Consider the following 25,537-nt stretch of genomic DNA (forward strand, 5'->3'; position numbering starts at 1 on the left):
TCACTTCGACAGGTAGACGACCTTCCAGGTGCCGCCGTAGACGCAGTTGAGCGAGGGCTTGGCGGCCTTGGCCTCGGAGCAGACCTTGGTCTCGATCTCGTAGACGTTCTTGTCGGTGAACGTGAAGGACTTGGGCGTGCCGTAGGTGCAGTTGCGGATCCCGCGCTGCTTGAAGGGCAGGTTGCCGTCGGCGGTCCGGTAGGTGATCCGGAAGACCACCCAGCCGCAGGAGGCGTCCTTGGTCCTGTCGTGGACCTTGCCGGTGACGCGGGCCTTCGCGGCGACCGGGAGGTCCGCGTGGTCCTCGCCCGAGACGGTCAGGGAACCGGCGGCCCGGGCCCGGTGCCCGGCGGAGTCGTAGGGACCCCAGGCGGTGGCGGCGGTCTCCTGGGAGACGGTCGCGGCGCTCGCGACGGCGGGGGCGGCGAAAAGAGCGAGGGCGGTGGCGGCGGCGAGACCGGCGAAGGCCCGGGTGATCGTCATCGGAGCGATCCTTTCCTGCGGTGGTGTCCACAGTTTCGGCCGGGCCGCTTTCAAACCGGTTGACCGCCCACTGCAAGCGAGTATCAGGGACGTGCCGGGGGGAAGAGCCCGGAACAGGAGGAGGTCGTCATGGAGACGCTGGGAATCGACATCGGCGGGTCGGGCATCAAGGGGGCTCCGGTGGACATCGCCAGGGGGGAGCTGACCCAGGAGCGGTTGCGGATCCCCACCCCGATCCCGTCCAAGCCGAAGGCGGTCGCCGAGGTGGTCGCGGAGATCGTCAGGCACTTCGGCTGGACCGGTCAGGTGGGGGTCACCTTCCCCGGGGTCGTGATCGACGGCGTCGCGCGCACCGCGGCGAACGTGGACCACGAGTGGATCGGCACGGACGCGCGGGCGCTGTTCGCCGGGGTCACGGGCCTGCCGACGGTGGTGCTCAACGACGCGGACGCGGCGGGCGTGGCCGAGATGGAGGTCGGGATCGGCAGGGGGCAGGGCGGGGTGGTGCTGATGCTGACCTTCGGCACCGGCATCGGCAGCGCGCTGTTCGTCAACGGCCAGTTGGTGCCCAACACCGAGCTCGGCCACCTGGAGCTCAGGGGCAAGGAGGCCGAGAAGCGGGCTTCCGACCACGCCAGGGAGAAGGACGAGCTGAGCTGGGGCAAGTGGGCGGCACGGGTCGAGGAGTATCTCCGTCACGTCGAGGCGCTGTTCTCTCCCTCGCTCATCGTGATCGGGGGCGGGGTCAGCAAGAAGGCCGATAAGTTCCTGCCGCTGGTGAAGGTGAACACCCGCGTCGTCCCGGCGACCCTGCAGAACGAGGCGGGCATCGTGGGAGCCGCGATGGCCGCCGCCGCGCCCTAGATAGCCGTTGAAGATCCACAACAGTGTCATATGCCGGAAAGGCCGCGAAGATTTGGATCTTCCTTTGACGGACACGCCCTCTGGCCTGGGTAGGTAGCGGGAGTTGGCAAGATCGCATCTGCTGGGGGAGACGTGTTGCAGTCGACTTGCGTGCTGGCCCGCTGGGTGGTGGTCGCCGGGATGACCGCCCTCGCGGTCACCGGGACGGCGGGGACGGCCGTGGCGGACGGGGAGGGCGGCGAGGAGGTACGGCTCTCGCCGTACCGCGCCGGGCCCGGCGCCGACCTCAGGATCACGGCCTACGACTGCCGGGGACCCGCCTACGCCCGGTCGGACGCCTTCCAGAACGAGCCCGAGCTTGAGGAGGACGACTCGGGCGTCGCCGTCGGCTGGGCGCAGATCGACTACGGCGCCAGGGGCGGCCCGCACACGGTCGAGGTGGGCTGCCGGGGTGACGGCGGCACCCTCTACGGCGAGTTCTACGTCGTGGACGGGTACGGCCGGCGCGGCGGTGGGGGCGGTCTGGGGGGTGGCCTGGCCCTGGCCAGGGGGGCGGCCCGGGCGGTCGAGAGCTGGGAGACGGCTCCCCGGCACCGGGAACCGGGCTTCACCCCCGGCTGGGAGACGGGCGCGGCCGTGATGATCGCGGGCGCCGGGGCCCTGGCGCTGATGCGACGACGCGGCCCGGTGCGACGCGGCTGAGGCCGTACCCGAACAAGACGGGGCTGAGGCCGTACCCGGACAAGGCGAGGCTGGGGCCGTACCGGAAGATAGGGGAATATTGGAGTGCGGCGGGGGGCCGCCTCGGGCACGATGGGCGGTTGGTCCGTGCCCCTCGGGCCGAACGTATTCTGGTCGCAGTATGGGAACGCCTCCGTTGACATCTCCACTCGCCGAACTCCAGGCACGCCTGCCCGAGCTCACGCTGCGTGACCAGCGACGGCTGCGGCGCAGGCTCGACGGCGCGCGCCGGGTCAGGAACCGCGCGGCGCAGCAGAAGATCGCCGCGGAGATCACCTCCGACATCGAGCGGGCGGAGCGCAGGGTCGCCGACCGCAGAGCCGCCGTGCCCGTGATCACCTATCCCGAGGCGCTGCCGGTCAGCCAGCGCAGGGACGACATCCTGGAGGCGATCCGCGACAACCAGGTCGTGATCGTGGCCGGGGAGACGGGTTCCGGCAAGACGACCCAGCTTCCGAAGATCTGCCTTGAGCTGGGCCGGGGCGTCCGGGGCCTCATCGGGCACACCCAGCCCCGTAGGATCGCCGCCAGGACCGTGGCCGAGCGCGTCGCCGAGGAGCTCGACACGCCGCTGGGCGAGGCCGTCGGATACAAGGTGCGCTTCACCGACCAGGTCGGCGACGACACCCTCGTCAAGGTGATGACCGACGGCATCCTGCTGGCCGAGCTGCAGAGCGACCGCGACCTCGCCCAGTACGACACGCTGATCATCGACGAGGCCCACGAGCGCAGCCTCAACATCGACTTCATCCTCGGCTACCTCAAGCAGCTATTGCCCAGGCGCCCCGACCTCAAGGTCGTCATCACCTCGGCGACCATCGACCCCGAGCGCTTCTCCAAGCACTTCGGCGGCGCGCCCATCATCGAGGTCTCCGGGCGCACCTACCCCGTCGAGGTCCGCTACCGCCCTCTCGGCGAGGACGACGACCAGATCCAGGCGATCAGCAGCGCCGTGGACGAGCTGTGCGCGGAGGGGCCGGGCGACATCCTGGTCTTCCTGAGCGGCGAGCGGGAGATCCGCGACACCGCCGACGCGCTGTCCAGACGCAAGGACGCCGAGGTGCTGCCGCTGTACGCCAGGCTGTCGGCGGCCGAGCAGCACCGGGTGTTCCAGCGGCACTCCGGGCGCAGGATCGTGCTGGCGACCAACGTCGCCGAGACCTCGCTGACCGTGCCGGGCATCAAGTACGTCGTCGATCCCGGTTTCGCCCGGATCTCCCGCTACAGCCACCGCACCAAGGTCCAGCGCCTGCCGATCGAGGCGATCTCCCAGGCGTCGGCCAACCAGCGAAAGGGACGCTGCGGCCGTGTCTCCGAGGGCGTGTGCATCCGCCTGTACGAGGAGGACGACTTCGTCACCAGGCCCGAGTTCACCGACCCGGAGATCCTGCGCACCAACCTCGCCTCCGTCATCCTGCAGATGACCTCCATCGGCCTCGGCGACATCGCGGCCTTCCCGTTCGTCGAGCCGCCGGACCAGCGCCAGGTCAGGGACGGCTACGACCTGCTGCTCGAACTCGGCGCCTTCGACCAGTCCCGGCAGATGACCCCGCTCGGCCGCAAGCTCGCCGGGCTGCCGGTCGATCCCCGGCTGGCGCGCATGGTGATCGAGGCCGACCGCAACGGCTGCGTCCGCGAGGTCATGGTCATCGCCGCCGCGCTGTCCATCCAGGACCCCAGGGAACGGCCCGCGGACAAGCAGCAGGCGGCCGACGAGAAGCACCGCCGCTTCGCGGACAAGGAGTCGGACTTCGTCTCCTACCTGAACCTGTGGAACTACCTTCAGGAACAGCAGCGGGAGCTGTCGTCGAGCGCCTTCCGGCGGCTGTGCAAGAGCGAGTTCCTGAACTACCTGCGCGTACGCGAGTGGCAGGACGTCTACAGCCAGCTCCGCCAGATGTCGAAGTCGCTCGGCGTCGCGCAGAGCGACACCCCCGGTGACGAGCAGAAGATCCACATCTCACTGCTGTCCGGCCTGCTGTCCCACGTCGGCGTCAAGGACATCGACAGGAAGACCACAAACGACGGCCCCCGCAGGCCCATCACCGAGTACATCGGCGCGCGCAACGCCCGCTTCGCGATCTTCCCCGGCTCGGCGCTGGCCAAGAAGCAGCCGCTGTGGGTGATGTCCGCCGAGCTGGTCGAGACCTCCAGGCTCTGGGCCAGGGTCAACGCCAAGATAGAGCCGGAGTGGGTCGAGCCGCTCGCCCCGCACCTGATCAAGCGCACCTACTCCGAGCCGCACTGGGAGAAGAACCAGGGCGCCGTGATGGCCTACGAGAAGGTCACCCTGTACGGCGTGCCGATCGTGGTGCAGCGCAAGGTCAACTACGGCCGCATCGACCCGGAGCTGAGCCGGGAACTGTTCATCAGGCACGCCCTGGTCGAGGGCGACTGGGAGACCCACCACGCCTTCTTCAAGGAGAACCGCAAGCTCCTGGAAGAGGTCGAGGAGCTTGAGGAGCGGGCCAGGCGCCGCGACATCCTCGTGGACGACGAGACGCTGTTCGACTTCTACGACCAGCGCGTCCCCGCCGACGTCGTCTCGGGACGCCACTTCGACCTCTGGTGGAAGAAGACCAGGACCGACCAGCCCGACCTGCTGAGCTTCGAGAAGTCGATGCTGATCAGCGAGGCGGCGGGCGAGGTCAGCCAGCGCGACTACCCCGACGTGTGGCGCCAGGGCGGTCTGCGCTTCCCGCTGACCTACCAGTTCGAGCCGGGAACCGACGCCGACGGCGTCACCGCGCACATCCCGCTCTCCCTGCTCAACCAGGTCAACGTCGAGGGCTTCGACTGGCAGATCCCCGGCCTGCGCGAAGAACTGCTCACCGCGCTCATCCGGTCGCTGCCGAAGCACGTCCGCCGCAACTTCGTGCCCGCCCCCAACTACGCCAAGCAGGTGCTCCAGCGGGCCAAGCCGACCCAGGAGCCGCTGCTCGCGGTGCTGGAGCGGGAACTGCTCAACCTGACCGGCATCCAGGTGCCCAGGGAGGCCTGGCAGCCCGACCTGGTCCCCGACCACCTGAAGATCACCTTCCGGGTTGTCGACGGCCGCAAGCACAAGCTGGCCGAGAGCAAAGACCTGGCCGAGCTGAAACGCAAGCTCGCCCCCCGGCTGCGCCAGACCCTCTCCAAGGCGGCAGACGGCCTCGAACGCTCGGGCCTGACCACCTGGAACGTGGGGGAGCTGCCAAAGACCTTCGAGCAGCGCAGGATGAAGGCCTACCCCGCCCTTGCCGACGAGGGCGCCACCGTGGCCGTGCGGATGTTCGAGACCGAGGTCGAGCAGCGCAGGGCCATGTGGGAGGGCACCCGCAAGCTCCTGCTGCTCAACACCCCCTCCCCGGTCAAGTGGGTGCTCGGCCGCCTGGACAACCAGGCGAAACTCGCGCTCAGCCGCAGCCCGCACGCCGGTGCCGTCGCCCTGTTCGACGACTGCGTCGCCTGCGCGACCGACGAGCTGATGACGAGGTACGGCGGGCCGGTGTGGGACGGCCCCGCCTTCACGACCCTGCACGACAAGGTCCGCGCGGAGCTGTTCGACACCACCGCCGAGGTGGTCGACAGGGTCAGGGACATCCTCGCCGTCTGGCACACGGTCGTCACCCTGCTGCCCGAGGGCGCCTCGACCCCGGCCGTTGAGGACATCCGCGACCAGGTGGACGATCTCATCCATCCCGGCTTCGTCACCGAGACCGGCTACCGGCGCCTGCCCGACCTGCTGCGTTACCTCAGGGGCGCCCAGCGCCGCCTGGAGAAGCTGCCCGACGACCGCTTCCGCGACGAGGAGCGCATGCACCGGGTCCACGACATCGAGGACGAGTATCACGAGCTGGTGGAGAAGCTTCCTCCCGCCCGCCGTACCGGCGACGACGTCCGCCAGATCCGCTGGATGATCCAGGAACTGAGGGTCAGCTACTTCGCCCAAACCCTCGGCACGCCGTACTCGATCTCCGACAAACGCATCCGCAAGGCAATGGAGAAACTGTGAGCGGCCGGAGGCCTCAGAGGAAGATCGAGGTGTCGAGGTCGAAGTCGACGGGGGAGGGAAGCCTGACCGGCTTGCCCAACTGGACGTGGTTCATGCTCCGGTAGGCGCCGTCCTCGGGGTCGCTGAGGATCGTCACCGTCGGAGGTGAGGCGACGGGGTCGATGATCAGCATGATCGGGATCCCGCCGCCCGCGTAGATCCTGGGCTTCGTGGCGCGGTCCATCTCCATGCTTCCCGCGGAGACCACCTCGGCCGCCATGATCAACCCGGAGGAGAGCAGCTCGCGCTCTCCCCAGAGCGGCGCGTCCACCGGAGCCAGACAGTAGTCGGGAACGACGGTGTCTCTCGGCCCCTCGATGCACACGTCGACGTTTCCCACGAAGCTCTCCCAGTCGTGCTTCTCCAGTAGGGGAAACAGCGCGAAGGCGAGGCGCATGGCGATGCGGCCATGCTGGGGGATGCCGGAAGGACTCACGATGAGGTTCCCGTCGACGATCTCGGCGCGAAGGCGGAGAGTGGGGGGCAGGGCTTCGAAGAGCTCCCTCGGTGTGCCGGGGTCACCCTGCTCCTCCGGCTTCCGGGAGGCGGGCTGCTTGCCGAGGGCGCGGTGCTGAGCGGATCGCTGCGGGGCTGTCATGACCATCGACCTGTATCCCTTCGTGTCCGAACAGGCACTGTGAGTGTTCCATGAACTACCCGGGGGCGGAAGGACATGCGGATCCGCCCTCAGAAGGGAGGCGGAAAGTAGGATCGGCTGGCCGATCGAAGGGGGAGTGTCGTGGTCAAGGCCGTGGTGTTCGATGTGGGGGAGACCCTGGTCGACGAGACGCGGATCTGGTCGCGGTGGGCCGATCGGCTGGGGGTCACCCGGTTCACGATGCTCGGGGTGCTGGGCGGGATGGCCGCGCTCGACAGGTCCTTCGAGGACGCCTTCCAGCTCCTGCGGCCCGGGTTCGACGTCGAGGCCGAGCAGGAGGCCTGGCGGCGGGACGACCCGGACGGACTGCGGGTCAACTTCGACGCCGACGACCTCTATCCGGACGTACGGCCCGGCCTGGCGGCGCTGCGTGACCTCGGTTACGAGCTGGTCGTCGCGGGCAACCAGCCGCCGCAGGCCTACGACGCGCTGGTCGCGATGGACCTTCCTGTCGACTCGGTGCACACCTCGGACGGCTGGGGGATCGCCAAGCCCGACCCGGCGTTCTTCACCAGGGTGGGGGAGGTCTGCGGGCGCGAGCCCGGCGAGATCCTCTACGTGGGCGACCGGCTCGACAACGACATCCTGCCTGCCCGTACGGCGGGCATGCGCACGGCGCTGATCCGCAGGGGGCCGTGGGGCCACCTGCACGCGCTGCGCCCCGAGGCGGCCCTGGCCGACCATGTGGTGCACGGCTTCCCGGAGCTGGTGAAAGCCCTCTCCTGAACCCCGGGCCGGGTCAGTCCGGCTCTATGTGGATGGCGCGCTCCTCTGCGGACAGGTCGCCGCCGTCGGGGCCGATGTCCGTGGCGTACTCCTCCGAGGTCTCGTCGGGGCCGATGCCCTCGTCCGGCGCCACGAGTCGGTCCTCGGGGCGCGGGGTGTGCTCGCGGTCGCGCGCCTCACGCCAGAGGCGTTCGTCGAGGGTGTCCCGGTGCTCGGGGTCGTCCGGGAGGATCTCGTGGTCGAAGCCGAGGTCGTCGGTCCACCCCTCGACCTCGGTCGCCTGCTCGTCGCTCAGACCTTCACGGTCCGGAGGCATCTCACTCATACTCCCGCCCTACCCGTTTTGCGAGATGCAATCCCGCACTCGAAACTGTACCGGTTGGCCGGTATAGTTTCAGGTATGCCACGACCGAGTTCGAAGGACCGGCTGCTCGACGCGGCGGCCGAGGTGCTGCTCACCGAGGGGGCGGAGTCGCTGACCCTGGAGGCCGTCGCGCGCCGCGCCGGGGTCTCCAAGGGTGGGTTGTTCTACCACTTCCCCACCAAACAGGCCCTGGTCGCCGGGATGGTCGAGCGCCTGGTCGGGGCCTTCGACGCGGCGCTGGCCGACGCGGGAGACCGTCCCGGCGACGTGCTGCGGGCCTACGTCACGGCGACGATCCCGGAGACCCCGGAGCCCGCCGAGAGCCTGCCCGCCGACCGGATCACCGCCGCCCTGCTCGCCGGGGTGCTCGTCGATCCAGCGGGCCTGGCGCCGCTGCGGGAGCGCTACGCGGCCTGGCAGCGCAGGCTGACCGAGGACGGGGTCGATCCGGCCGTGGCCACCCTCGTGCGGCTGGCCGTCGACGGCTGGTGGGCGGCTCGGCTGCTCGGCCTGGCCGTACCCGATGCTGACCTGCACGGGCGCGTCCGCCGTCACCTCCTGGAGATGATCGACAGTGGCCGGTGAGATCGCGGTGACCAGGAGGCTGATGCTCCTCACCGACGTGGGGTTCCTGGTCTACTTCTCGGTGACGGGGCTGGGGCTCGTCCCTGCGGCCTGGGCCTTCGCCGACTACGCCAACCCGCTGATGGTCGCGTGGAACTGGTCGTTCCTCTGGATCGACCTGCTCGCCAGCGCGACCGGCCTGCTCAGCCTCCACCTGCTGCGCCGGGGAGTGCCCGAGGCCGAGCGGCTGATGCTGGTCTCGCTGGTCCTCACCTCGGCCTCCGGGTTGATGGCCGTCGCCTTCTGGACGCTGCGCGGGGACTTCTCCCTGGCCTGGTGGATCCCCAACCTCTATCTGCTGCTGTTCCCGCTGCCCGCGATCGTCCGCCTCGCCGGGCTCACTCGCCGTATATATCGGGATTGACTTATATAAGCGACTGTCGATAGTTTTTTCTCGTGCACGCGTTCGATGTGCTGGGTGACCCGGTGCGCCGCAGGATCCTGGAGCTGCTCGCCGACGGCGAGATGACCTCGGGTGCGGTGTGCGCGGTCATCCAGCGGGAGTTCGAGATCTCGCAGCCCGCCGTCTCCCAGCACCTCAGGGTGCTGCGGGACAACGGTTTCGCGGACGTGCGCCCCGAGGGGACCCGCCGTTTCTACACCGTGCGGTACGAACCCCTGCGGGACCTGGACGCCTGGCTCGGCCGCTTCCGCGGCTTCTGGGCCCCGCGTCTGGACGCCCTGGCCACCGAGCTGGCCCGGGGCAGGCGCGAGCGCCGCCTGGCCGGACAAGAGCCCCCAAACGACGACAGGAGCAGTTCATGATCGAGACAACCCACCAGATCAACGCGGTACGGCGTCGCGTCGGCACCCGTGTGCTCGACGAGGGAGAGGCCCGGGTCACCGCCATCAGCCAGACCTACGACGCCTCCATCGAGGACGTCTGGGACGCCTGCACCAACCCCGAGCGCATCCCCAGGTGGTTCCTGCCGATCTCGGGCGACCTGCGGCTGAAGGGCCGCTACCAGCTCGAAGGCAACGCGGGCGGCGTGATCGAGACGTGTGACCCGCCCAGGGGCTTCACCGCGACCTGGGAGTTCGGCGGGGGGATGAGCTGGATCGAGGTCAGCCTCGACGCCGAGCCCGGCGGTGGGACGCGCTTCACGCTGGAGCACATCGCCCAGGTCGGTGACGACCTCTGGGCCCAGTTCGGCCCGGGGGCGGTCGGCGTCGGCTGGGACCTGGCGCTCGTCGGCCTCGCCCTGCACCTGTCGTCGGGCCAGGCCGTGAGTCAGGAGGACGGGCTGGCCTGGACGCTCTCCGAGGAGGGCAGGCGGTTCATCGCGCTCAGCAGCCAGGGCTGGCGTGAGGCGAGCGTGGCGGCGGGCACCGACGAGGCAGAGGCCCGGGCGGCGGAGAGCCGTACAACTGCCTTCTACGCCCCTCCGCAGGAGCCCGAAGCCTGAATTACGGTGATCGGATGAGGCTCAGGCTGTTGTGCGTGCACGCTCATCCGGACGACGAGGCGATCTGGACCGGGGGAACCCTGGCGAGATACGCCGACGAGGGCGCCACGACCGCCGTCGTCACGTGCACCGGGATGGAGAACCCCCGGAGGGTCGCCGAGCTCGAACGCTCCCTGGAGATCCTCGGCGCGGGAAAGCCCAGGCTGCTGGGCTATCCCGGTTCGGGATACGGGGTGCCGGGCTTCCTTGAGGCGCCGTTCGACGAGGCCGTGGGACGGGTCGTCGAGCACATCCGGGAGTTCAGACCCGATGTCGTGCTCACCTATGACGGATACGGTGCCTACGGGCATCCCGAGCACATCCGCACGCACCGGGTGACCCTAGCCGCGGTCGAGGCAGCCGGATATGACCAGCTTTATCAGGATGCGGGGACGGCCTGGCGCACCCGTGCCCTCTATCTGGTGACCGTTCCCCGCTCCCTCGTGCTCGCGCAGTGGCAGAAGGTGTTCGGTGCGCCCCCCGAGCCGGGCCAGGCGATGCTGGGCATCCCCGACGAGGAGATCACCACCCATCTCGACGTCGGGCCGTGGGTGGAACGCAAGCTGGCGGCCATGCGTGCCCACGAGTCCGAGATCGAGCGGGGCGCGTCGCTGAACATGCTGCTGTCCCTGCCGGACGACCTGCGGGCGCTCGCCCTGGGAAACGAGTGGTACCGGCGCCTGTCCCACACCGGTCCCAGGGAGAGCGCCCTGTCGGCTTAGGTCAGCCAGACGAGGTCGGAGTGCAGCCGCTTCGCGGCGTTGCGGGCGCTCTGCCACCTGCCGAACCCCTGGACGACGCCCACGGTCGCGGCGATGCCGGTCGGCAGTTCGAGACCGTAGGCGACGACCTCGGTCTCTCCCTCGTCGATCTCCTGGACCAGCGCGAACGCGCGCACCGGGCCTGGGGGTGAGGGATAATCGGGGGATCGGAATGGATCAGTGAGGTGCTCCATGCGGGTGCTTCCCTTCCGGTGTCGGAGGCCGGGGCGGGCTGCCCTTCAAGCAGAGCCCGTCCCGGCCTTTCTTTTGCCTTCGCTCGGCGGAGGGCTTTCCGGTGATGTATTCACCGTGACCTTGTAATTACCGTGTGTATAGTGGCACGCGTACAGACGGCTCGACAAGTTGTCCAGCATCTTTACTTGGAAAGTTCCGTGTATTGCGTGGGTATGCCCGGAAAGGTGAGTTATGGCTGCGGTGAAATGGGTTACTCTGCGTTCCCAGTGGCTCGGTCAGCAACTGCGGGATCTACGCGAGGCCAACGGCCTGATTCTCAAGGACGCCGCCGAGTATCTTCAGCGCGATCCAGGAACCGTCAGCCGCTTCGAGACGGGCGGCTACCCCATCCGCCGCCCCGACCTGCTGGCCCTCCTCGACCTGTACGGCGTCGCTGACCCCAGGCGCCGTGAAGAGTTCGTCAGGCTCAGCCAGGAGGTCTGGAAGAAGGGCTGGTGGGACGGCTACGACGGAGAGGTGACCGGTGCGCTGGTCGACTTCGCCTGGCTGGAGGCCCGGTCACTTGAGATCCGGGGTTTCGACAGCATGATCCTGCCCGGTCTGTTCCAGACCCCACGGTACGCGCGGGTGGTGATCTCGACGCTCGAACGCGACGCGAACGAGGCGCAGATCGACCGCTGGATCGAGTTCCGTATGGGGCGTCAGAAGATCCTCGAAGGAGAGAATCCGCCGCGTTTCATGGTGATTCTCGACGAAGCGGTGCTGCGTCGTGAGGTCGGCGGCAGGGAATGCCAGGTGGAACAGCTCCGTCACCTCGTGGACCAGGCGGCCAGGCCGAATGTGGAGATTCGCGTTCTGCCGCTCAGCGTGGGAGTGCATGCCTGCGTTACAGGCGCATTCCGGATTTTCACCCTGGGAGAGGGTTTTCCTGGGGTCGGCTATGCCGAAACCCCGAAGGGAGCCATCTACGTGGAGTCGCCGGACAGCGAGAGCTTTGTGAGGATGTACGAAGAGGCGCTGAAGCTCACGCTCAGTCCCGAGGAATCGGTTGAATTCATCGCCGCGATAGCGAGGGAGCTTTCACGGTGAGCGAATGAAAGGTATGGCATGTCCATTTCTGAGGACCTGGCCCAGGTGGCCTGGCACATCAGTACGAAGAGCAGCGAGAACATGGGCGGAAGCTGTGTGGAGGCGGGGCCGTTCGCTGATGGGAGTGGGCGGGTGGCCGTACGGCACAGCCATCGTCCCGATGGTGAGGTGATCGTCTACTCGCGAAGTGAGTGGAAAGCGTTCATCGGCGGCGTCAAGGACGGCGAGTTCGACTTTCCCGCCTAGAACCTTCCCGGCCTAGAGAACCGAAGAAGGGCCGTCCTGGTTGGGACGGCCCTCTCGTATGGGTTCAGGCGACCGGCAGGCGGCCGTAGTGGTCGTCGAGGCGGGCGCGGTAGGCGGGTGACCGGTAGGTGTTCTCGTCGAACTCCGGCGCCCCCTCGATCTCCTCCTTGCCGAGGGAGAAGTGGACGCTGCGGGCGTGCGGGTCGATCCGGGTGACGGCCGCGGCGGGCAGCAGGACCCTCTTGCCGAAGCTCAGGAAGCCGACGTCCGCGACCACGAAGCTGTCACCGGCCACGTTGCTCTCCTCGTCCACCGTGCCGATCACGCCGTCGGTGGTCTCGACGTCGAAGCCGATCACGCTCAGGCTCTCGTCCTCGAAGACACCGGCACGGTAGGTCCACAGGTTCTCGACGGTCATGTCCGTCCCCCCTCACCGATCATGGGATGCGCAAGGGATGGCTACCCATGATGACCGGGATAAACGCCCCCGGAGAGCGCTTTCCGATCAGCGGTCAGGCGGGGGCGAGGGCGGCGTCGCGCCGTACGAGAGCGGCGTAGTGACCGTCGGCGGCGAGCAGTTCGTCGTGGGTGCCGCGCTCGGCGACGCGCCCGTGGTCGAGGACCACGATCTGGTCGGCGTCACGGACGGTTGACAGGCGGTGGGCGATGGTGATCGTCGTACGGCCCCGCGACAGGGTGTCCAGGGCCTCCTGGACGGCACGCTCGGTGCGGGTGTCCAGGGCGCTGGTCGCCTCGTCGAGGATCAGCACGGGCGGGTCGCGCAGCAGCGTGCGGGCGATGGCCAGGCGCTGCTTCTCGCCCCCGGAGAAGCGGTAGCCGCGCTCGCCGACCACCGTCTCGTAGCCGTCGGGCAGCGACATGACGTGGTCGTGGATGCGGGCGGCGCGGGCCGCCTCGACCAGTTCGGCGTCGGTCGCGGACGGCTTGGCGAAGCGGAGGTTGTCGGCGATCGAGGAGTGGAAGAGGTAGGTCTCCTGGGAGACCACGCCGACCACCTCGGCCAGCGTCTCGAAGCTCAGCTCACGGACGTCGACGCCGTCAACGGTGACCCGGCCCCCGGTCACGTCGTACAGCCGGGGCAGCAGGTAGCTCAGCGTCGTCTTGCCCGAGCCGGTCTCGCCGACCACGGCCAGGGTCGTGCCCGCGGGCACGGTGAGGTCCACGTCCGACAGCGTTGGAACGGCTTCCGCGTCGGGCCCGGCGTAGGAGAAGTCCACGTGCTCGAAGCGGACCTCGCCGCGCACGTCCTTCAGCGACTTGCGGCCCGGGTGGATGTCCACGGGCAGGTCGAGATACTCGAAGATGCGGCCGAACAGCGCCAGGGAGCTCTGCACGTCGACGCCGAGCCGCAGCAGGGAGACGGTCGGCCGGAACAGGCTCATCTGCAGGGTGGTGAAGGCGACGACCGTGCCGATGGAGACCGCGGAGGTCAGCCCGGCCGCCCAGTAGATCACCGCGGGCATCGCCGACATGACGATCTGGATGGTGGACTGCCGCCAGCGCCCGGCCATGCTCGACCGGACCCCGAGGTCGGCCAGCTCGTCGGAGGCCGCGGTGAACCGCCCGGTCAGCTCGGGGGACTGGCCCATCGTGCGGCCGAGCAGGATGCCGCTGACCGACAGCGACTCCTGGACCATCGAGGAGAGAGCGGCCAGTTTGCGTTGCCGCTCCGAGGTGATCTTCCTGCGCTCCTGGCCGACCTTGCGGCTGATCCACACGAAGACCGGCAGCAGCAGGAGGGAGACGAGAGTCAGCCGCCAGTCGAGAACGACCATGGCGATGATCGTCGCGATCACGGTGGTCAGGTTGGAGACGATCGAGGCGGCGGTGGAGGTGACCACCGACTGCATGCCGCCGATGTCGTTGGCGATGCGCGACTGCACCTCGCCGGTGCGTGTTCTGGTGAAGAAGGCCAGGGACATGCGCTGCAGGTGCGCGTAGACGCCGGTGCGCAGGTCGTGCATGACGCGCTGGCCGACGGTGTTCGACACGAGGGTCTGCACGACGTCCAGGACGCTGGTGACGACGGCGACCGCGACCATGCCGAGCGCGAGCAGCGTCAGCAGGCCGGTCCTGCCGTGCGGGATGGCGTCGTCGAGGACCTCGCGCAGCATGAACGGCGAGGCGAGTGAGACGAGGGAGGACAGACCGATGAGGGCGCCGACCACGGCCAGGCGGCCTCGGTAGGGACGGAACAGGGTGACGATGCGCCGCAGCGGCGCACGGGGTTCGTCGGTCATATCGGGTCTTTCGTGGGAGAAGGTTCCTTCGGTTCGTTCAGGCATGCAACCCCTTTCTGATGTTCTCTCAAACAGAGGTTAACTCATATTCATTCCTGTGGACAATGAGATACGTTCAGGGGGTGGAGACGGAACTGGCCGAGCTGCTGCGAGGGGTCAGCCATCGGCTGCGCCGGGGGTACGGCGCGCGGTTCGGCCCGCTGGGCCTGACCCCCGGGCAGGTGCGGGCGCTGCGGGTGATCGCCGAGGCCGAACCGCCGCTCAGGATGGTCCAGCTCGCCGAGGCGCTCAGGATCGTGCCGCGCTCGGTGACCCCGGTGATCGACGCCCTTGAGGAGATGGGGCTGGTGCGGCGCGAGGTCGATCCGGCCAACCGCCGTTCGACCCTCCTGGCGCTCACCCCCGAGGGAGAGGCCCGCTACGAGCAGGTCCGCGAGGCGCGCAGGCAGGCGGCCGAGGAGCTGTTCTCCGTGCTCACCCCCGACCAGCGGGAGCAACTGAGAGATCTGCTGAGCCTGGTCGAGGGGCGTTAGGATCAAGGTCATGCCGCGTCGGTCGTCGGGTTCGTAGGTCACCGTGGCACTGCAACCTCCGCCCGAGCTCGCCGCCGTCCTCAGCCTCGTCACCCCCTGGCCGGTGATCGACGAGGACAAACTCCACGCGTCCGGACAGCGGTGGATCACGTTCGCGACGACGATGAGCCGTAACACGTCGGCCGCCGAAACCCACGTCGCCCAGACCACGTTCCGCAACGACGGCGACGACATCAAGGCGTTCGACCACGACTGGCGGGACACCTCGAAACGGTCCGGCGACGCGATAGCCGCCGCCCTGTTCATCGGCTACGCCCAGCAGATCTCGGCCATGGCCGTGCTCGCCATGAAGGTCTCACTGATCGCCGTTCTCGTACGGCTGGCGCTGAACCTGCGGCGGCTCGCCACGGCCTCGGGCCCCACGGGCGGAGCCTCCCTGACGGCCGTCCCCGCCCTCGTGGGCAACGCCCGCCAGGCCGTACGGCAGATCATCCGTAAGGCGGTCGAACTGCTCAGGCGGAGCGCGCTGCGCCTCTTCGAGCGGGCCTCCAAGCTCCTGCGGAAGCCCGCCGAGCGCGCGGGGGCCGGGCCGCCCCTGCTACCGAAGAGCCCGAAGGGCCCGCAGCGCCCGCCCACGCCGCCGCGCGGTCCGGACAACTACCTGGAGGCCGCCGCCGACAGGAGTGTGGACGTCAGGACGATCACTCCCTATCCGATCTGGCGCAGGGACCGCGAACCGCTCTACCGGGCCGACAACAGGTCACCGGACGAGGTGTTCGAGCAGGGGTTCCACCCACGGGACCCGTCCGCGACCGACCTGGACGCCTACGTGCACCGGGGCTCCTCCTCCGCCTTCGTGGGGACCAGCACGCGCCGGGACATCTCCAACGTCCTGCCGCGCCGCTACACCTACGAGGTGGACGCCCCCGGTGGGATCGACGCCAACCGCACCTTCGCCACGGGCAGCGCCCGCCTGCACCACGAGCAGGAGATCGCCTTCCCCGGTGGCGTGCACCGGCGCTACGTCTCCGGCGCCTGGCCGGAGGGCGTGCCGAAGACGCCGGAGCACTTCATCCCCAATCCGCACTTCGATCCCTATCCCGGCTACCCACAGGCATGATCAGGAGACGTTGAGTGAACGATTCCCTGCCGCCCCCGCCGCTCACCGACGAGCTGCGGGAACAGGCGCGGCGCAGTCCCGGGGCGTGGTTGTACGCGATCGACCCCTTCTTCGACCCCGAGGGCGAGGTGCCACCGTACGGCGTCGTCGGGGCGTGGCAGGCCGACGGGCGCGGTGAGATCACCGGGGAGTTCCGCCGCAATCCGAACTACCGGCCCTCGCCGGTGGCGCTCGGCTACCCCGAGCCGTCCGACCCGCTGGACGCGGCGGTCCAGCTCAGCGCGACCGGCTACGACACGGGGGAGAGGATCGTCCCCCTGCTCCGGGAGGTCGAGGTGATCGTGGCCGCGGGTCCCGGAGGGGGCATCCCGGTGTTCGACACGGGCGAGGGGCGGGCGGCCTTCGTCTACACGGCCCAGGAACACCTGCCCGGTGAGCTTCCCGAGGGCGCGACGGGCTGGCAGCGGATTCTTGGCGGTGACCTGATCGCCCTGCTGCCCCCGGCCGTCGGTGTCGCGATCAATCCCTCGGGACCGGTGGGGGTGATCCTGCCCCCCGGGGACCTGCGCCGTTGACGTCCTGGAGGGACCGGGTGATCCGGTCGGCCTCCTCCTCGCTCCGCTGCTCCGCCACCTGGTAGCTCGCGGCCATGAACGCGGCGCCGTCGCCCGTCGTCACCTGACGCTCCGCCAGTGACTCGTAGACCTCAAGCGCGTGCCGGGTCACCGCGTGGTAGGTCGCGCCGACCAGGCTGCCCAGCTCGTCGTCCCCCCAGGGGTCGCCCTCGCCCTCAAGGAAGGCGCGCAGGGCCCGGACGTTCTCCGCCTGGCTCGTGCCGGTCCCGGAGAGCCCGGCGCCCGTGCTCCTGAGGTCCGCGCGCGAGACGTCCACCCCGTGACTGTCGGTCACCGCTCCTCCAGACGTCGTACGGCGAGCTCGACCCCCGAGGCGAACTCGTCCAGGCGGCGCGCCACGTCGGCCTGGACGTCCTCCAGGCTCTCCGTGAGCCTCCGAGGGTCCAGGATCGCCGCGGGGTCCAGGCCGGGGATACCCGCGCGGAGGTCGTCGAGAGCCGCGTTCACCGCGGTGAGGATCTCCCGCGCGAGGTCCTCCGACGCCATCCGCATGACCCGCGGATTGAGGTTCAGCTCGGCCAGCCGTCCGTCAGGGCCGACCAGGACGCTCACTTGGCCGTCCGCCGCCTGGCCACTGCCCCGAAGCGTCTCCGGCGCCGGATCTCCCGGATCCTCCAGCGCGGAGAGGGACCGGATGGTCTCGGCGAGCAGGTCGTCGAAGGGCTGCCCGTTCTGGTGCACGTTGATCGCTCCCGGTAGGTCTCAGGCCGGACGCCGCACTCCGCCGTCCGCGCTCTTGGTGCCCTCGTCGAGCCGCCAGCGGGGACGGCCGCCGACGAAGGTGGCCACGCAGCGGCCCGCCCCCTCGACGAGCAGTGCGGTGCAGGCCGTACGGGCGCTCGCCTCGACCGTGAAGACGGCGAAGTCGGCGCGGCTGCCCTGGCCGAGGCAGCCGACGCGGTGCGGGCCGTGAGCCATGCCGAGCGCCTTGGCGCCGCCCGTGGTCGCCGCCTCGACGAGGACGCGGCCGGACGTGGGGGACTCGCGCAGCAGCGTCCTGGCCAGGGTCAGTGGGTCGCCGCCCGTCCTGGTGCCGAAGGCGACCGTCTCGTCACCGTCGAGCAGCCCCTCGACGGCGAACGGCGAGGTGATGGCCACCGCCGTACCCCTGATGCGCAGGAGTTTGCGGTCGGCCTCGTCGAGCGGCCTGGAGACCGCCACGTGGCAGCCGGGGCCGAGCGCGCCCACCTCGTCGAGGAAGGCCAGCGGGTGGCGGCCGAGCTCGATGTGCAGGCGCAGGCCGAAGGTCCGCGACAGGATGGCCAGGTCCTCCATGACGACCGGGTCGGGGGAGTGGGCGGCGATGCCGATGGCCCCCGGGTGGTCGACCTCGCGGATGGCGGTGATGAGCTGGTCGCGTCCCTCGCGCTCCCAGGTGCCCTCGTCGGGGCAGCGCGTCTCCAGGTAGGTGATGCCGCCCATGCCGGTCGCGCCGAAGACGGAGGCGGAGTCGAGGTCGCCCACGACCCCGGCGACCGCCGTGACGCCGTGGGCGAAGGCGGGGCTGTAGGCGCGGTCGAGCCTGAGGTGGGCGTCGACGAGGCCGGGGACGATCATGCCGGGCCAGCGGGTGGGGGCGACGCCGGGGAAGGCGCTCTCGATCTGCCATCGCGGCCCGACCCGGAGCACCCGGTTTCCCCTGACCGCGACGGCGCCGTCCTCGACGGGAGGCTCGCAGACCGGCAGGACGAGCGGCGCGGTGTGCACGCTGACCGCTGGGAGCGCACGCGCACCGGCGATCCGGCCGGCGGGCGTGGGCATAGGCACTCCTGGCTGTTTGTCCCTTTTAAGAGAGATTAAGTGTAGCGACCTGGTGATCTCAAACGCCGCACCGGCGAAGTCAGGAAGATTCTCTTCCTACATCTGACAGACGACCTTCCTACAGAAGTCGATTGATCAGTCGGAAAGCGATCTATAGCGTCATTTTTCGTGACTCGTCCCCCCAGGTTACTGAAAGCGTTGATCGCGGCCGCGGTGCTGATCCCGATCGGAATCGTCTCGGCCCCCGCCTCCGCCGATCCGTCAACCGACCCCGAGCACCCCTGGCGCCTCGACCAGTGGCCTCGGACCCAGCCGTGGCAGCAGGACGAACCCGCCGACACCGCCCTGCGCGGCAGGCCCGGCGACCCGCCGCCCATCGACCCGCAGAACTGGAAGAACCCGGACCACATGACGTGGGCCGACTACCGCAAGCCCCCGGGAACCAAGTGGGCCGACCCCTCCGTCAAGGGATCGAAGCGGACCTTCCGTGGCGCGCTCGTCCTGCTCGACTACCCCAACCAGCAGTTCGTGGTCACCCAGCCCAAGGGCTCGACGGTCTTCAGGAACCCCAGCGCCGAGGCCCACGACATCCCCCGTGACAAGGTCGCCACGTTCTACAGGGACTTCCTGAACACCCCGAACCAGCTCAACCGTGGACACACCATCCACGAGTACTGGATGGAGGACTCCGGGGGACGCTACGGCGTCGACCTGACGGCCTTCGGGCCCTACCAGATGCCCGGCAAGTCGCACGAGTACGCCATGGAGTTCCAGGCGGGCACCGGCTGCCCGGCCGGGGACAAATGCGACAGGAATATCAGGACCGACGGCAGGGCCGCCTGGACCGCGGCCGAGGGCCAGGAGGTCCCCGCGGGCTTCGACTTCGTCTTCTACCTGAGCGCCGGACAGGACGAGTCGGCCACCTGGCAGGAGTTCGGGTCGATCAAGTTCCCGACCAAGGAGGCGGTGACCGACGACTTCGGCCCGCCCGACCCCGCGCTGCCCAACTGGGCCAGGACCCGCTACGTGGAGTGGACCTCCTGGGCGTCGGCCTCCTCCATCTGGCCCAACGCCGGGGGCGGCTCCTCGACCCAGGCCGAGAGCTCGGGCCAGGGCGTCTACGCCCACGAGTTCAGCCACATCCTCGGTATCGGCGACAACTACAACAACCCGTTCGGGGTGCCGCCACGCCGCGCCTACACCGGCATCTGGGAGATGCTCAGCCGGGGCAGCTTCAACGGCCCCGGCGGCCCGCACAGCCGCTGGCTGATCCCTCCGACCTCCGGCGGCTCCATGGGCGCCCAGCACATGCTCCGCAACAAGATCAAACTGGAGATGGTTGACGAGCGCAACGTGCTGCGCCTGTCCCGCGAGGCGCTGGCCCAGTCGGGTCTCGTCGTGGCCAGGGTGACCGCGCGAGCCGTACAGCCGGGACCGCGTGACCTGTCGGGCGTCAACATCGCCTTCGGCGACGGCGACCACGCTCCCGCCTGCGACATCACCAAGGACGCGTTCTGCGACGGCGGCGGCTACGACAACTACACGGTCGAGGTCGTGGACCGGATGGGCGCCGACTCCTTCACCCCCGACTCCGGCGTGCTGCTGGCCAAGACCAAGAACGCCGACAACGCGCCCTTCGAGTGGGTCGTGGACGCCAACCCCCAGGACATCGGGATGACCGACTACGTCCTGCCTGACGGCACCGCCGTGCCCATCACGATCGGCGACTACCGGCAGCTGTCCGACGCGCTGTTCCACGCGGGCACCAACTCGGGCTCGGAGTTCGAGTACGTGGACAAGGCCAACCGGCTCCACTTCTACGTCCTCGACGTGCGGCGCGACCGCAAGGGCGTCCTGTCCTACACGGTGGCGATCCGCTCGCTGGACGGTGCCGGTCCCCAGAAGCGTGGGGTACGGCTGCTGCCCACGGCCGGTCTGCCCACGGACAGGGGGCTGTCCACCTGCCGCTTCCCGCTGTTCAACACCGGCAGGAACGCCCCCGCGAAGGGCAACCACCCCGAGGACGTGAGCGCCTACCTGGGTGAGGACGTCTACCGTCTTTCGGCGACCGTCGAGGGGAAGGGCTGGACCGCCTCGCTGCCCAACCAACTCGCGACCGCGGGCTTCGGCGAGCAGACGCTCGTGGCCGTCAACGCCCAGCGGGCCTCCGGCGGCACCCGCCTGGCCAAGGTCACGCTGACCGCGACCTCCGAGAGCGACCCGTCGAAGACGGCCAGGGCGACCTGTCACGTGGTCGGCCTGTAGGCGACCCCAGTCACGGCCTCCCCGCTCCTCAGGGTGGGGAGGCCACCATTTCCCGAAATATCCATCTATTAGGTGATCAATAGCCACCGGGCGTCTGGTTGAATCAAGGCAGGGACGACGCGTCGGAGTCGGGGGACCGCGACGCGGTGTGGTTCTCTCCGGAGGGTGTGGATGCCCGGTCCGCCGAACGTGCCTGACCGTCGTGAAACCGGCTCGCCCAGGCGCCGGATACCGCTCGCAGCCCCGGTGACACTGGGGATCGCCGCGGCCGGGGTCAGCGTCCTGACGGCCCTGCCCGACGTGGTCTCGCTGTCGCCGTGGTGGACGGTCGCGATCGTCACGGCCTCGGGCCTGCTGGCAGGGTCGATCGCCTGGGCGACCTCGCGGGCGCGACGGCAGGAGGCCGTCACCGACGACGGGGCGCTCTGGCGGCCGCCCGACCAGTGGCCGCCGATCCCCGCGCACTTCACCGGGCGCGTCGAGTCGCTGGCCGAGCTGCGCGGGGTCTTCGCCGAGCACCGCCGTGACCGCTTCCGCGCCGAGCACCGCCCGCCGCTGGTCGTCTCGGTGTACGGCAGAGGCGGCGTGGGCAAGTCCGCGCTCATCGCCAGGTTCGGCCAGGAGGTCGCGGACCGCTTCCCCGACGGGCGGCTCCACGCCGACCTGCGCGGCACGGTCGAGGCGCCGGTCCGCCCCGAGGAGGTGCTGATCGGCTTCCTGCGGGCGCTGGGCGTGCGGCTGACCACCGACCCCGGCGGCCTGACCGAGCTGCGCAGGCTCTGGCTGACCTGGACCAAGGACCGGCGCATCCTGATCGGCCTGGACAACGCCCAGGAGGCGGGCCAGGTCATGGAGCTGATCCCGGCCGACCCCGGATGCGTGGTCATGGTCACATCGAGGAACCCGTTGTTCCTGCGCAACGCCTACGACAAGCAGCTCTCGGTGTTCAGTTCGGCGCAGGGCGTGGAGCTGCTCGCCAGGCTGGCCGGGGGTGAGCGGGTCGCCGCCGACCTGGAGGCGGCCGAGGAGATCGTGCGGATGTGCGACCATCTCCCGCTGGCCATCAGCATCTGCGGCGGGCGCCTGGCCACCCGGGAGAACTGGACCCTGCGCCAACTGGCCGACCGCCTCAGGGACGAGCGGCGCCGTCTGGACCAGCTCGAACTCGGCGGCGGCCAGGATCGCAGCGTGCGGGCCTCGCTCCAGTTGAGCTACGACGACTGCACCGGCATCCAGCGCCGCCTGCTGCGCACGCTCAGCCTGCTCACCGCCCCCGACGTGCCCGGCTGGGTGCCGGGGGAGCTGCTGGCGACCTCGGAGCTTGAGGGGGCCGACCAGCTTGAGGTGCTCATCGACGCCCAGCTCGCCGACTCCTCCGGCGTCGACTTCTCCGGCGCCATGCGCTACCGCCTGCACGACCTGGTCCGGATCTTCGCCCGTGAGGTGGCCCTCGCCCGCGACGACGACACGCACAGGAGGGCGGCGATCGAGCGGGTGCTGTCCGGCTACCGGCGCCGCGCCGAGGCCGCCGCGGTGGCCCGCTGGCCGCAGGACTGGGGGCGCAGCGGCAGGCGGACGGAGCTGGCCGCCTCGGGCGAGCTGACCCAGGCGTCGGCGGCCGACTGGCTCAACGCCGAGCGCCGCACCCTGGTCGCCATGATCCACCAGGCGAGGAGCCTGGAGATGTGGGAGCTGACCTGGAGCCTGGGCCGCGCCTTCTGCTCGCTGTGCCACTCGCTGCGGGCCTACTGGTCCGACTGGCGGGCGGTCGCGGAGATCGTCTGCGAGGCCGCCACCCGGCTGGGCGACCGGCGGGCCCTGGGCATCGCGCTGCTGGACCGGGCCGCGGTCGCCGGAGGACAGGGCGACCGCGACGGCGCCAGGAAGGACGCCGAACTGGCGCTCGACGTCTTCACCGAGCTGGGGGAGTCCTGGTGGGCGGCACGGGCGATGCGCTCGGTCGGCATGACCCTGTTCAACGAGGGCAGCCTCGACCGGGCCCAGGGCTACCTGATCGGGGCGATCACCGCGTTCAAGGGCGAGGACGACCGCTGGTGGACGGCCAGGAGCCAGCGCAACCTGGCCGAGCTGAGGCTCGCCCAGCGCAGGCCCGAGGAGGCCGGTCAGCTCCTTGAGGACGCCCTGGGGGTCTTCCAGCGCGACCGCAACCGCTACTCGGAGGCGCAGACCCTGCGTGTCTACGGCGAGGTGCTCGGCGCGACCGCGCGGACCCTGGAGCTCCAGGGCGACGCCAAGGCCGCGGCGGAGAACTTCACCCGGGCCGGGTTCAGCCTGGACCGGGCCGCGGAGATGTTCCGGCTGCGCGGGGAGCTGTGGGAGGAGGCCCGGTGCCTGCGCGCGGCCGGTGAGGTGGGCAACCCGGCCAACGGGCTGCGCGAGCTGACCTATGTACGGCGGGCCGCCGAGATGCTGGCCGCGATCGGCGACTCCTGGGGTGTGGCCAGGGCCGAGCTGTCGGCGGGACGCGCCCACGGCAGGCTGGGCCGTACCGGAGAGGCACAGCAGGCGCTGACGCGGGCCGTGGGGCAGTTCGAGGAGCTGGGCGACCGGTGGTGGATGGCCAGGAGCCTGCGCTACCTCGGTGAGCAGCACCTGGAGGCGGGCGACTGCGGGACGGCCCTGACGCTGCTCGGGCGGGCCCAGGGCATCTACCGCAGTCTTGGCAACCAGGCGGGCACCGGCCGTACGCTCGAACTGCTCCGCAGGGCGGAGGAGTGCGCGGAGAGAACGACCTCCTGAGAAAACCCCCGGCGTCCCAGAAAATAGGACACTGAGTAATAGGCGCCGTTATTTGCGACAAATGGTCCCGGGTGTTCACTGACTGGTCATACCCCGACGTATAAGCTCTTCAGTGATGAACGAACTGACGCGATGGATTCATCTTGAAGGTGCCGTCAACGTCCGTGACCTCGGCGGGCTCACGACGAAGGACGGCGGGACCACACGCTTCGGCCGGGTGTACCGGTCGGACAACCTGCAGGGACTGACGGAACGCGACCTCGGCCTGCTCGTCGGGGACCTCAAGCTCCGCCACGTCGTTGACCTGCGCTCGGTGGCCGAGGTGACCCTGGAGGGTCCGGGACCACTCACCCGCTTCCCCGAGGTGAGCATCCACCACCTCACCCTCTTCGCCGAGGGTGGCGTGAACACCGACGTCGAGGCCGACAGGATCGACGCCGAGCGGGTGCTGCCCTGGCAGGACATGGACGAGGACACCCTCGCCGAGCTGCGGGTGACCGGCTTCTACTACGGCTACCTCCACAACCGCCCCGACTCGGTCCTGGCCGCGCTGCGGGCCCTGGCCCACGACGACGGCGCCGCCATCGTGCACTGCGCCGCGGGCAAGGACCGCACCGGCGTGGTCAGCGCCCTGGCCCTGGAGGTCGCCGGGGTCACCCGGGAGGCGATCGTCTCCGACTACGTCGCGACCGGCGACCGCATCGAGCACATCCTGGCGCGCCTGCGGTCGAGCCCCACCTACCGTGACGACCTCGACGCCCGCCCCGCCGACGACCACCGGCCACGCGCGGAGTACATCGAGCAGTTCCTCGACGTGCTCGACAACCGCTTCGGCGGGCCGCTGGCCTGGCTCGGCGCCCAGGGGTGGAACGAGAACGACTCCCAGGCCCTGCGTTCGCGCCTGCGTGACTAGAGCTTCACGCCGACGCCCTCGGTGGCCGAACGGCGGGCGGCCTCCAGGACCGTGAGGGTCTCGACCGCCTCCCAGGGATCGACCGGGGCGGGCGCCCCCTCGCGCAGGCTCGCCACGACGCCACGGTAGAAGTCGAGGTAGGCGCCGGGTTCGGTGCGGACCGGATGGAGGTCCTCACCGGCCCCCAGCGTGCCCCACCGCTGCGGCGGCTCGTCGCCGAAGCCGGGGGCGCTGGGGGAGAGCCCGGCGCGCAGCCGTTCCTCCTGCACGTCGAGCCCGTGCTTCAGGTAACCGGTCTTCGAGCCCGCCACCAGGAACCGGGGGCCGGGCATGGGCGAGACCGCGCTCACCCACAGGTGGGAGCGGGCGCCCTCGGCGTGCGTCAGCGCGACGAAGGTGTCGTCGTCGGCGGAGATCCCGGCCCGCCTGGCGTCGGACTCGGCGTAGACGTGCGTCACCGGCCCCAGCAGGCGCAGGGCCTGGTCGACCAGGTGACTGCCGAGGTCGTACAGCAGGCCGCCGACCTCCTCGGCGCCGCCCGCCTCCCGCCAGCCGCCCTTCGGGACGGGCCGCCAGCGCTCGAACCGGGACTCAAGGCGGTTCACCGTGCCCAGCTCCCCGGACGACAGCAGCCGCCTGATCGTCAGGAAGTCGCCGTCCCAGCGCCGGTTCTGGAACACGCTCAGCATCAGGCCGCGCTCACGCGCCAGCTCCGCCAGCCCCCTGGCCTGCGCCGCGGTCGCCGCGAGCGGCTTGTCGACCACGACCGGCACCCCGCTGCGCAGCGCGGCCTCGGCCAGTGGGACGTGGGTGCGGTTGGGGGAGGCGACCACGACCAGGTCGCAGGCGCCCCACAGCTCCTCGGCGTCGCCGACCACCCGCGCGCCGTACTTCTTGGCGATCTCGGCGGCCCGCTCGGGGGAGCGCGTCACCACGGTCGACAGGCTCAGCCCGGGGGTCGCGGCGATCAGTGGGGCGTGGAAGAGCGATCCGGCCACGCCGTACCCGACGAGACCGACACGCAGGGCGGGCACCGTCTCACCCATCGCGGGACACCCGC

The 25,537-nt window shown here is 69.9% G+C and carries 27 protein-coding genes; 17 read left to right on the forward strand and 10 right to left on the reverse strand.

The genetic code is table 11. The features are described 5' to 3' along the window. A complete protein-coding gene (locus FHS44_RS16915; RefSeq protein WP_184715692.1) occupies window positions 1–483 on the reverse strand; it encodes a hypothetical protein in 483 nt (160 codons plus the stop codon). Window positions 484–612: 129 nt separating this feature from the next. On the opposite strand from FHS44_RS16915, the gene ppgK reads away from it, so the two are divergent. From ppgK to hrpA, 3 genes are all read left to right on the forward strand, one after another. Continuing rightward, the gene (gene ppgK / locus FHS44_RS16920) at window positions 613–1,347 is read left to right on the forward strand and encodes a polyphosphate--glucose phosphotransferase (RefSeq protein WP_184715694.1); all 735 of its coding nucleotides are present in this window, start codon (window positions 613–615) and stop codon (window positions 1,345–1,347) included. A gap of 132 nt (window positions 1,348–1,479) precedes the next feature. Next, a complete protein-coding gene (locus tag FHS44_RS16925) occupies window positions 1,480–2,049 on the forward strand; it encodes a hypothetical protein (RefSeq protein ID WP_184715696.1) in 570 nt (189 codons plus the stop codon). A gap of 160 nt (window positions 2,050–2,209) precedes the next feature. Next, entirely contained in the window at window positions 2,210–6,082 is a 3,873-nt protein-coding gene (gene hrpA, locus FHS44_RS16930) for an ATP-dependent RNA helicase HrpA (protein ID WP_184715698.1), read from the forward strand. Between the two features lie 13 nt (window positions 6,083–6,095). Here the strand turns inward: hrpA and FHS44_RS16935 are convergent, their stop codons facing one another. Next, window positions 6,096–6,725: a Uma2 family endonuclease gene (locus FHS44_RS16935; RefSeq protein ID WP_246435608.1), complete on the reverse strand. Its 630-nt coding sequence runs from the start codon at window positions 6,723–6,725 to the stop codon at window positions 6,096–6,098. A gap of 135 nt (window positions 6,726–6,860) precedes the next feature. On the opposite strand from FHS44_RS16935, the gene FHS44_RS16940 reads away from it, so the two are divergent. Next, window positions 6,861–7,505 carry an HAD family hydrolase gene (locus tag FHS44_RS16940; RefSeq protein ID WP_184715702.1) on the forward strand — a complete coding sequence of 215 codons (645 nt, stop codon included), beginning with the start codon at window positions 6,861–6,863 and terminating at the stop codon, window positions 7,503–7,505. A gap of 13 nt (window positions 7,506–7,518) precedes the next feature. Here FHS44_RS16940 and FHS44_RS16945 read toward each other — a convergent pair whose 3' ends face one another. Next, a complete protein-coding gene (locus FHS44_RS16945; RefSeq protein WP_184715704.1) occupies window positions 7,519–7,830 on the reverse strand; it encodes a DUF5709 domain-containing protein in 312 nt (103 codons plus the stop codon). 75 nt (window positions 7,831–7,905) lie between these two features. Here FHS44_RS16945 and FHS44_RS16950 point away from each other — a divergent pair, with 75 nt between their 5' ends. The 5 genes from FHS44_RS16950 to FHS44_RS16970 are packed head-to-tail and all read left to right on the forward strand — an operon-like array spanning window position 7,906 to window position 10,660. Further along, window positions 7,906–8,454, forward strand: a complete 549-nt coding sequence (locus FHS44_RS16950) for a TetR/AcrR family transcriptional regulator (RefSeq protein WP_184715705.1) — start codon at window positions 7,906–7,908, stop codon at window positions 8,452–8,454. Beyond that, on the forward strand, window positions 8,444–8,857 hold the full coding sequence (locus FHS44_RS16955) for a DUF5360 family protein (protein ID WP_221460916.1): 414 nt from the start codon (window positions 8,444–8,446) through the stop codon (window positions 8,855–8,857). The genes FHS44_RS16950 and FHS44_RS16955 overlap by 11 nt, the downstream gene beginning before the upstream one ends. Before the next feature lie 32 nt (window positions 8,858–8,889). After that, window positions 8,890–9,258 (forward strand): ArsR/SmtB family transcription factor, encoded by a 369-nt coding sequence (locus FHS44_RS16960; RefSeq protein ID WP_184715707.1) that lies wholly within the window; start codon window positions 8,890–8,892, stop codon window positions 9,256–9,258. Beyond that, window positions 9,255–9,899 carry an SRPBCC family protein gene (locus FHS44_RS16965; RefSeq protein ID WP_184715709.1) on the forward strand — a complete coding sequence of 215 codons (645 nt, stop codon included), beginning with the start codon at window positions 9,255–9,257 and terminating at the stop codon, window positions 9,897–9,899. Before FHS44_RS16960 ends, FHS44_RS16965 begins: the two co-directional genes overlap by 4 nt. 14 nt (window positions 9,900–9,913) lie before the next feature. Then, entirely contained in the window at window positions 9,914–10,660 is a 747-nt protein-coding gene (locus tag FHS44_RS16970) for a PIG-L family deacetylase (protein WP_184715711.1), read from the forward strand. Here FHS44_RS16970 and FHS44_RS16975 read toward each other — a convergent pair. Then, window positions 10,657–10,836 (reverse strand): hypothetical protein, encoded by a 180-nt coding sequence (locus FHS44_RS16975; protein WP_184715713.1) that lies wholly within the window; start codon window positions 10,834–10,836, stop codon window positions 10,657–10,659. The two genes, FHS44_RS16970 and FHS44_RS16975, sit on opposite strands and share 4 nt — an antisense overlap. Window positions 10,837–11,125: 289 nt before the next feature. On the opposite strand from FHS44_RS16975, the gene FHS44_RS16980 reads away from it, so the two are divergent. Next, the gene (locus FHS44_RS16980) at window positions 11,126–11,983 is read left to right on the forward strand and encodes a helix-turn-helix domain-containing protein (protein ID WP_184715715.1); all 858 of its coding nucleotides are present in this window, start codon (window positions 11,126–11,128) and stop codon (window positions 11,981–11,983) included. Window positions 11,984–12,001: 18 nt separating this feature from the next. Next, window positions 12,002–12,229, forward strand: a complete 228-nt coding sequence (locus FHS44_RS16985) for a DUF397 domain-containing protein (RefSeq protein WP_221460917.1) — start codon at window positions 12,002–12,004, stop codon at window positions 12,227–12,229. Window positions 12,230–12,293: 64 nt separating this feature from the next. On the opposite strand, the gene FHS44_RS16990 is transcribed toward FHS44_RS16985, so the two are convergent. Continuing rightward, window positions 12,294–12,647 (reverse strand): PRC-barrel domain containing protein, encoded by a 354-nt coding sequence (locus tag FHS44_RS16990; RefSeq protein WP_184715717.1) that lies wholly within the window; start codon window positions 12,645–12,647, stop codon window positions 12,294–12,296. 94 nt (window positions 12,648–12,741) lie between these two features. Continuing rightward, entirely contained in the window at window positions 12,742–14,490 is a 1,749-nt protein-coding gene (locus FHS44_RS16995) for an ABC transporter ATP-binding protein (protein WP_281401479.1), read from the reverse strand. Between the two features lie 122 nt (window positions 14,491–14,612). Here FHS44_RS16995 and FHS44_RS17000 point away from each other — a divergent pair, with 122 nt between their 5' ends. Genes FHS44_RS17000 through FHS44_RS17010 form a run of 3 tightly spaced genes read left to right on the forward strand, consistent with a single transcriptional unit; the run spans window position 14,613 to window position 16,718 of the window. Next, on the forward strand, window positions 14,613–15,023 hold the full coding sequence (locus FHS44_RS17000) for a MarR family winged helix-turn-helix transcriptional regulator (protein WP_312863685.1): 411 nt from the start codon (window positions 14,613–14,615) through the stop codon (window positions 15,021–15,023). A 43-nt stretch (window positions 15,024–15,066) separates the two neighbouring features. Continuing rightward, window positions 15,067–16,143, forward strand: coding sequence for a scabin-related ADP-ribosyltransferase (locus tag FHS44_RS17005; RefSeq protein WP_184715723.1), 1,077 nt, complete (start codon window positions 15,067–15,069; stop codon window positions 16,141–16,143). A gap of 14 nt (window positions 16,144–16,157) precedes the next feature. Next, window positions 16,158–16,718, forward strand: a complete 561-nt coding sequence (locus tag FHS44_RS17010; RefSeq protein WP_184715725.1) for a type VII secretion system-associated protein — start codon at window positions 16,158–16,160, stop codon at window positions 16,716–16,718. Here FHS44_RS17010 and FHS44_RS17015 read toward each other — a convergent pair. From FHS44_RS17015 to FHS44_RS17025, 3 genes are read right to left on the reverse strand one after another with little or no spacing between them, the layout of a single operon-like run. Next, the gene (locus FHS44_RS17015; protein ID WP_184715727.1) at window positions 16,663–17,052 is read right to left on the reverse strand and encodes a hypothetical protein; all 390 of its coding nucleotides are present in this window, start codon (window positions 17,050–17,052) and stop codon (window positions 16,663–16,665) included. The genes FHS44_RS17010 and FHS44_RS17015 overlap by 56 nt on opposite strands. Further along, on the reverse strand, window positions 17,049–17,459 hold the full coding sequence (locus FHS44_RS17020; protein ID WP_184715729.1) for a YbaB/EbfC family nucleoid-associated protein: 411 nt from the start codon (window positions 17,457–17,459) through the stop codon (window positions 17,049–17,051). Before FHS44_RS17020 ends, FHS44_RS17015 begins: the two co-directional genes overlap by 4 nt. Before the next feature lie 21 nt (window positions 17,460–17,480). After that, a complete protein-coding gene (locus tag FHS44_RS17025; protein WP_184715731.1) occupies window positions 17,481–18,539 on the reverse strand; it encodes an amidohydrolase family protein in 1,059 nt (352 codons plus the stop codon). 168 nt (window positions 18,540–18,707) lie between these two features. Here FHS44_RS17025 and FHS44_RS17030 point away from each other — a divergent pair, with 168 nt between their 5' ends. The 3 genes from FHS44_RS17030 to FHS44_RS17040 all read left to right on the forward strand — a co-directional run bounded on the left by FHS44_RS17030 (window position 18,708) and on the right by FHS44_RS17040 (window position 24,477). After that, the gene (locus FHS44_RS17030) at window positions 18,708–20,804 is read left to right on the forward strand and encodes a M6 family metalloprotease domain-containing protein (protein ID WP_184715733.1); all 2,097 of its coding nucleotides are present in this window, start codon (window positions 18,708–18,710) and stop codon (window positions 20,802–20,804) included. A 246-nt stretch (window positions 20,805–21,050) separates the two neighbouring features. Continuing rightward, the gene (locus tag FHS44_RS17035) at window positions 21,051–23,564 is read left to right on the forward strand and encodes a tetratricopeptide repeat protein (protein ID WP_184715735.1); all 2,514 of its coding nucleotides are present in this window, start codon (window positions 21,051–21,053) and stop codon (window positions 23,562–23,564) included. Between the two features lie 115 nt (window positions 23,565–23,679). After that, window positions 23,680–24,477 (forward strand): tyrosine-protein phosphatase, encoded by a 798-nt coding sequence (locus FHS44_RS17040; RefSeq protein ID WP_184715737.1) that lies wholly within the window; start codon window positions 23,680–23,682, stop codon window positions 24,475–24,477. On the opposite strand, the gene FHS44_RS17045 is transcribed toward FHS44_RS17040, so the two are convergent. Continuing rightward, a complete protein-coding gene (locus FHS44_RS17045) occupies window positions 24,474–25,523 on the reverse strand; it encodes a Gfo/Idh/MocA family oxidoreductase (RefSeq protein ID WP_184715739.1) in 1,050 nt (349 codons plus the stop codon). The genes FHS44_RS17040 and FHS44_RS17045 overlap by 4 nt on opposite strands. Window positions 25,524–25,537 lie beyond the last annotated feature (14 nt).

Source organism: Streptosporangium saharense (assembly GCF_014203715.1).
In the GTDB taxonomy this organism is placed as follows: domain Bacteria; phylum Actinomycetota; class Actinomycetes; order Streptosporangiales; family Streptosporangiaceae; genus Streptosporangium; species Streptosporangium saharense.

What these genes read in the sequence shown, in the direction of transcription:
- FHS44_RS16915 (WP_184715692.1), bottom strand. Translation starts at nt 483, where the DNA reads ATGACGATCACCCGGGCCTTCGCCGGTCTCGCCGCCGCCACCGCCCTC.
- ppgK (WP_184715694.1), top strand. Translation starts at nt 613, where the DNA reads ATGGAGACGCTGGGAATCGACATCGGCGGGTCGGGCATCAAGGGGGCT.
- hrpA (WP_184715698.1), top strand. Translation starts at nt 2,210, where the DNA reads ATGGGAACGCCTCCGTTGACATCTCCACTCGCCGAACTCCAGGCACGC.
- FHS44_RS16935 (WP_246435608.1), bottom strand. Translation starts at nt 6,725, where the DNA reads ATGGTCATGACAGCCCCGCAGCGATCCGCTCAGCACCGCGCCCTCGGC.
- FHS44_RS16945 (WP_184715704.1), bottom strand. Translation starts at nt 7,830, where the DNA reads ATGAGTGAGATGCCTCCGGACCGTGAAGGTCTGAGCGACGAGCAGGCG.
- FHS44_RS16950 (WP_184715705.1), top strand. Translation starts at nt 7,906, where the DNA reads ATGCCACGACCGAGTTCGAAGGACCGGCTGCTCGACGCGGCGGCCGAG.
- FHS44_RS16965 (WP_184715709.1), top strand. Translation starts at nt 9,255, where the DNA reads ATGATCGAGACAACCCACCAGATCAACGCGGTACGGCGTCGCGTCGGC.
- FHS44_RS16970 (WP_184715711.1), top strand. Translation starts at nt 9,914, where the DNA reads ATGAGGCTCAGGCTGTTGTGCGTGCACGCTCATCCGGACGACGAGGCG.
- FHS44_RS16980 (WP_184715715.1), top strand. Translation starts at nt 11,126, where the DNA reads ATGGCTGCGGTGAAATGGGTTACTCTGCGTTCCCAGTGGCTCGGTCAG.
- FHS44_RS16985 (WP_221460917.1), top strand. Translation starts at nt 12,002, where the DNA reads ATGTCCATTTCTGAGGACCTGGCCCAGGTGGCCTGGCACATCAGTACG.
- FHS44_RS16990 (WP_184715717.1), bottom strand. Translation starts at nt 12,647, where the DNA reads ATGACCGTCGAGAACCTGTGGACCTACCGTGCCGGTGTCTTCGAGGAC.
- FHS44_RS16995 (WP_281401479.1), bottom strand. Translation starts at nt 14,490, where the DNA reads ATGACCGACGAACCCCGTGCGCCGCTGCGGCGCATCGTCACCCTGTTC.
- FHS44_RS17025 (WP_184715731.1), bottom strand. Translation starts at nt 18,539, where the DNA reads ATGCCCACGCCCGCCGGCCGGATCGCCGGTGCGCGTGCGCTCCCAGCG.
- FHS44_RS17040 (WP_184715737.1), top strand. Translation starts at nt 23,680, where the DNA reads ATGAACGAACTGACGCGATGGATTCATCTTGAAGGTGCCGTCAACGTC.
- FHS44_RS17045 (WP_184715739.1), bottom strand. Translation starts at nt 25,523, where the DNA reads ATGGGTGAGACGGTGCCCGCCCTGCGTGTCGGTCTCGTCGGGTACGGC.